Below are 4,598 nucleotides of genomic sequence, written 5' to 3'. Positions count from 1 at the left end.
GGCCCGCCCCGGCCACGCTCACCGAACCCGATGGTCCCGCACGCGGCGGCGTCGTCGTCCTCCACGAGGCGTTCGGCCTCACCGAGCACATCACCGATGTCTGCTCGAGGTTCGCGCGCGCGGGCTGGCGGGCCATCGCCCCCGACCTGTTCCACCGCGCGGGCTCGCCCGTCTTCGACTACGACGACCTCGCCTCCGCGGTGAAGATCCTCGGTGAGCTCAACGGCACCGACCTTCTCGCCGACATCGACGCCGCGCTGGTCATCCTCGCCGAGGAGGGCACCGCCATCGACCGCTGCGCCGTCGTGGGCTTCTGCGTCGGCGGGAGCATCGCCTTCCAGGCTGCGGTGGCCCGGCCGTTCGGCGCCGCGAGCACCTTCTACGGTGGCGGGATCACCATGCGCCGCTTCGGGGAACCCGCCCAGCTGGATCTCGCCGGCCGCCTGCAGGCACCGTGGCTCGGCCTGTACGGCGACCAGGATCCGAGCATCCTCGCTTCGGAGGTGGAGGACCTACGGGCGGCGACACGGAAGGCGTCCGTGCCCGCCGAGATCGTCCGTTACCCACAGGCCGGGCACGGCTTCCACAACGACGCCCGCGCCGGCGCCTACCACGGCCCGTCGGCGAAGGACGCCTGGTCACGCATGCTGACCTGGTTCGACTCGCATGTTCCCGGTTGAGCCCACCCCGCCTGCCGTGGCGCCGGCCGGTCCAGCACCATGACCGGTCCAGCACCGTCAGTCCGGGGCGTGACCCCGGTGCAACGCCACCACGCCGCCGGTGAGGTTGCGCCAGCCGACCCGGGACCAGCCCGCCTCCCGCAGCAGGCCGGCCAGCTCCGCCTGGGCGGGCCAGGCCCGGATCGACTCGGCGAGATAGACGTACGAGTCCGGGCTGTTGCTCACCGCACGGGCCACGGCAGGCAAGGCCCGCATCAGGTACTCGACGTAGACCGTCCGCCAGAGCGCCCAGACCGGGCGGCTGAACTCGCACACCACAAGCATCCCGCCCGGACGGGTCACCCGACGCAGCTCGGTGAGGCAGCCGAACGTGTCGGCGACGTTGCGCAGACCGAACGAGATCGTCGTCCGGTCAAAGGTCTCGTCCCGGAACGGCAGCCGCAGCCCGTCCCCGGCGGTCAGCAGGATCCGCCCAGCCTCCCCCGGCAACGGCCGCGACGCCAGCCGACGTTGCCCGGCCCGCAGCATCCCCAGGGAGAAGTCGCAGGCCACCACATCGGTCCCGGCGAGAGCGAAGGCTCGTGACGAGGTCGCCGTCCCGGCTGCGAGGTCGAGAACCCGAAGCCCCGGCCGCAGGTCCAGCGCGCCCGCCGTGGCGCGCCGCCAGGTCCGGTCGAGCCCGCCGGTGAGCACGGTGTTGGTCAGGTCGTACCGGTTGGCCACCCCGTCGAACATCGACGCGACGTCCCGCGGACGTTTGTCGAGTCCCGCTCTGCTCACCATGCCCCTTCCCCGCTCACCATGCCCCTTCCCCGCCGCCGAACCGCGCCGAGGCCGCCGCCGAGGCGTCGCGGGCGGCCCTCTCGACGGTGTCCCAGTCGGTGCTCTCGCCGATCCGCCGCAGCCGCGTGCGGGTCGGCTCGTCGCACAGCGCGCCCGCGACCCCGGCGGTGTACAGGTCGCGGGCCCGGGCACCGAGCCCCGCCGCGACCGCGTGCTCCGTCTCCAGATCGGTGCCGAACATAGCGGGATCGTCGGTGGCGAGCGAGCACGCGACCCCGGCCCGCAGCAACGCCGCCAGGGGGTGGTCGTCGAGGGATGCCACCGACCGGGTCCGCAGGTTGGACACCGGGCAGACGTCCAGCACGATCCCCTGATCGACCAGCCGTCGCATCAGCTCGGGGTCCTCGGCGGCCCGGATCCCATGCCGGATCCGCCTGGCTCCCAGCGCGTCGAGCGAGCCCCGCACGGACGCCGGGCCCGCTGTCTCCCCCGCGTGCGGGACCGCGGCGAGCCCGCCGTCGGCGGCCAGGGCGAACGCCGGCGCGAACGGCTCGGGAGGATGACCGGCCTCCGGTCCGCCGAGCCCGATGCCGACGACACCGCGATCGGCGAACCGCACCGCCCACCGCGCCACCTCCATCGCGGCCTCGACCGGCAGCACCCGCTCGATGTCCGGGGTGAGGCGCACCTCAACGCCGTAGCGCTCCCGGGCCTCGATCGCCCCGTCGGCGTAACCGTGGAAGATCTCCTCGACGCGGACCCCCCGATGGACCCGGAACCAGGGCGAGAAGATGCCCTCCAGGTAGACGGCGCCCGCCCGGGCCGCCTCGGCGGCGTAGTCGACGACCACCTGGTGGAAGTCGGCCTCCGTCCGCATCACGTAGGTGGTGAGGATCCAGGCCTTCAGGAAGTGGTCGAAGTCGCGGAAGCGGTAGAGGTCCGCGAGGCCCTCGACCGTGCGGGCGGGCAGCGCCTCGGAGTTGCGGCGCGCCATCTCCAGCAGGGTGGCGGGACGGACCGTGCCCTCCAGATGGACGTGGAGTTCGATCTTCGGCCCGGTCGGGGACGGGACCGCGAATCCGGAGGGGTCACTCACCCGGTCACTGTATGGTGCGCCCGGCTACGCGGAGATGAGCGGTAGCGCGGTGGAGGAGAAGTGCGAGGCCACCCGGTCGTCAACCGGGTCCTGCGCCGGGTCGCGGTGCACGACGAGGTGCCGGTAGCGGGTGTCGCGCTGAGCGGGGATGCGGCCGGCAGCACGGATCAGGGAGATCAGCTCCGACCGGTTGGTGCGGTGGCGCGCCCCGGCGGAGGAGACGACGTTCTCCTCCAGCATCACCGAGCCGAGGTCGTCGGCGCCCACGTGCAGGGTGAGCTGGCCGACCTCCTTGCCGGTGGTCAGCCAGGAGCCCTGCAGGTGCGTGATGTTGTCGAAGAACAGCCGCGCGACCGCGACGAGGCGGAGGTACTCCAGGGTCGTCGCCTGGGTGCGCCCGCCGAGATGATTGTTCTCCGGCTGGTAGGTCCAGGGGATGAACGAACGGAACCCGCCGGTCCGGTCCTGGACGTCCCGGATCATCGTCAGGTGTTCGATGCGCTCGGCGTTCGTCTCCCCCGTGCCCATCATGAAGGTGGCGGTGGATTCCAGGCCGAGGTTGTGGGCGGTCTCCATCACGGACAGCCAGACGTGACCGGGCTCCTTCAGCGGAGCGATCGCCTGCCGGGGCCGTTCGGTGAGGATCTCCGCTCCCGCGCCCGCGAAGCTGTCCAGGCCCGCGTCCCGCAGCCGGGTAATGACCTCGGGAAAAGTCAGATCGGACGTCCGGGCGATGTGCACAACCTCGCTGGCGCCCAGCGAGTGCAGCGCCAACTGGGGATATGCCTTCTTGATGGCGGCAAAGGTACGCTCATACCACTCGATGCCGAAGTCGGGATGGTGTCCGCCCTGCAACATGATCTGCGTGGCGCCGAGCTCGACCGCCTCCCCGCACTTGGCGACGATGTCCTCGACGTCGCGGACCCAGCCCTCGGCATGCTTCGGAGCGCGGTAGAAGGCGCAAAACCGGCAGGCGGTCACGCAGACATTCGTGTAGTTGATGTTCCGGTCGATGATGTACGTCGCGATGCCATCGGGGAAACGGCGCCGACGGACCGTGTCCGCCGCGCCACCGAGCGCGTGCAGCGGCGCCCTCGTATAGAGGAGCAGCGCCTCCTCCGCGGAGATACGCCCGCCGGCTGCGGCCCGGTCCAGCACAGACCGGATCTCGCCACCACCCCGACCCACCGGAATCTCACCATCGACATCCATACGGCCCTCCCCGCGTAGCGCCTTCGGCGCGACGCGGGGACCCCTGGCATCGGGCGCCGTTCGGGGTCTCCGTCGAATCACCTTCGGCGATCCTCCCAGGGTAGCCGCCGGAGCCTTCGACGCGACGCGGGGGATGAACGGTCAGTGTCCGGATCGCGTCCCCGGGTCCACCGGGCTGGAGCCACCACGGGTGGCGTCAGTGTAGCCGGCTGTCGAGGAGCCGGCCGGGCTGGCGGGACCGGCGTCGTGGTGACCGTGGCCGCGGCTGGTGAGCTTCGTCTGGAACTGCTTGATCTTGGCCCGGTTCTCCGGCCGATTGGCCGCGGCCTTGGCCTTGTTGACCATCTCCTTGGTCTTCGGGCTGTGCAGGAAGTCCGTGATCTTGTTCGAGAAACTGGCCATGACAACGGTGTACCTATCCGGGCAGGGGTTTACGCCTGCCGGTCACCCGTTCGACGACCCGCCCGAGGAGCCACCGAACGTGTCCCTCACCCGGTTCCACAGGTTGTCGAGCTGGTCATGAGTGTCATCCTTGACGGACGTGACGACCTTGTTCCACAACCGCTGGCGCTGTTCGTCGACCATCAAGGCGATCTGGTCCGCCGCGGAGAGCAGCAGCAGGACGACAAGGACGAACAGGATCGTGCGCTTGAAAGGGATCCGCAGCCGGAACCGACGCCGGGGACGCGGTCGCGGCACCGGTTCGGTGTAGGGAGCCGGCGCGCGTCCGCGCGGCGCCGGCCGCGCCTCGGCCACCCGCGGGGCCGGGGCAGGCGCGGGACCCGCGGGCGCCGACGGGGGCCGCTGCTGGGCCACGGGGCGGGGCC

At 71.4% G+C, this 4,598-nt stretch carries 5 protein-coding genes and 1 pseudogene; 1 reads left to right on the top strand and 5 read right to left on the bottom strand.

Features of this window, described 5'->3' with window-relative positions; translation table 11 throughout:
• The coding region (locus AC08OX_RS15190) for a dienelactone hydrolase family protein (protein WP_476608410.1) at window positions 1–680 on the top strand (680 nt) is incomplete at its 5' end.
• Window positions 681–737: 57 nt separating this feature from the next.
• Here AC08OX_RS15190 and AC08OX_RS15185 read toward each other — a convergent pair.
• The 5 genes and pseudogenes from AC08OX_RS15185 to AC08OX_RS15165 all read right to left on the bottom strand — a co-directional run.
• Window positions 738–1,460, bottom strand: coding sequence for a demethylmenaquinone methyltransferase (locus AC08OX_RS15185; protein ID WP_476608409.1), 723 nt, complete (start codon window positions 1,458–1,460; stop codon window positions 738–740).
• 16 nt (window positions 1,461–1,476) lie between these two features.
• A complete protein-coding gene (add, locus tag AC08OX_RS15180; protein WP_476608408.1) occupies window positions 1,477–2,559 on the bottom strand; it encodes an adenosine deaminase in 1,083 nt (360 codons plus the stop codon).
• 24 nt (window positions 2,560–2,583) lie between these two features.
• Window positions 2,584–3,771 (bottom strand): cyclic dehypoxanthinyl futalosine synthase, encoded by a 1,188-nt coding sequence (mqnC, locus tag AC08OX_RS15175; protein WP_476608407.1) that lies wholly within the window; start codon window positions 3,769–3,771, stop codon window positions 2,584–2,586.
• A 141-nt stretch (window positions 3,772–3,912) separates the two neighbouring features.
• Window positions 3,913–4,173 (bottom strand): hypothetical protein, encoded by a 261-nt coding sequence (locus AC08OX_RS15170; protein ID WP_476608406.1) that lies wholly within the window; start codon window positions 4,171–4,173, stop codon window positions 3,913–3,915.
• Window positions 4,174–4,215: 42 nt separating this feature from the next.
• Window positions 4,216–4,598: pseudogene (locus AC08OX_RS15165) on the bottom strand (serine/threonine-protein kinase); the annotation flags it as partial.

The sequence above is a fragment of the Frankia sp. CoBUL1 genome, assembly GCF_978021245.1.
The sequence above is the reverse complement of the archived record's forward strand: the minus strand, read 5'-3'. Positions and strand labels throughout refer to the sequence as shown.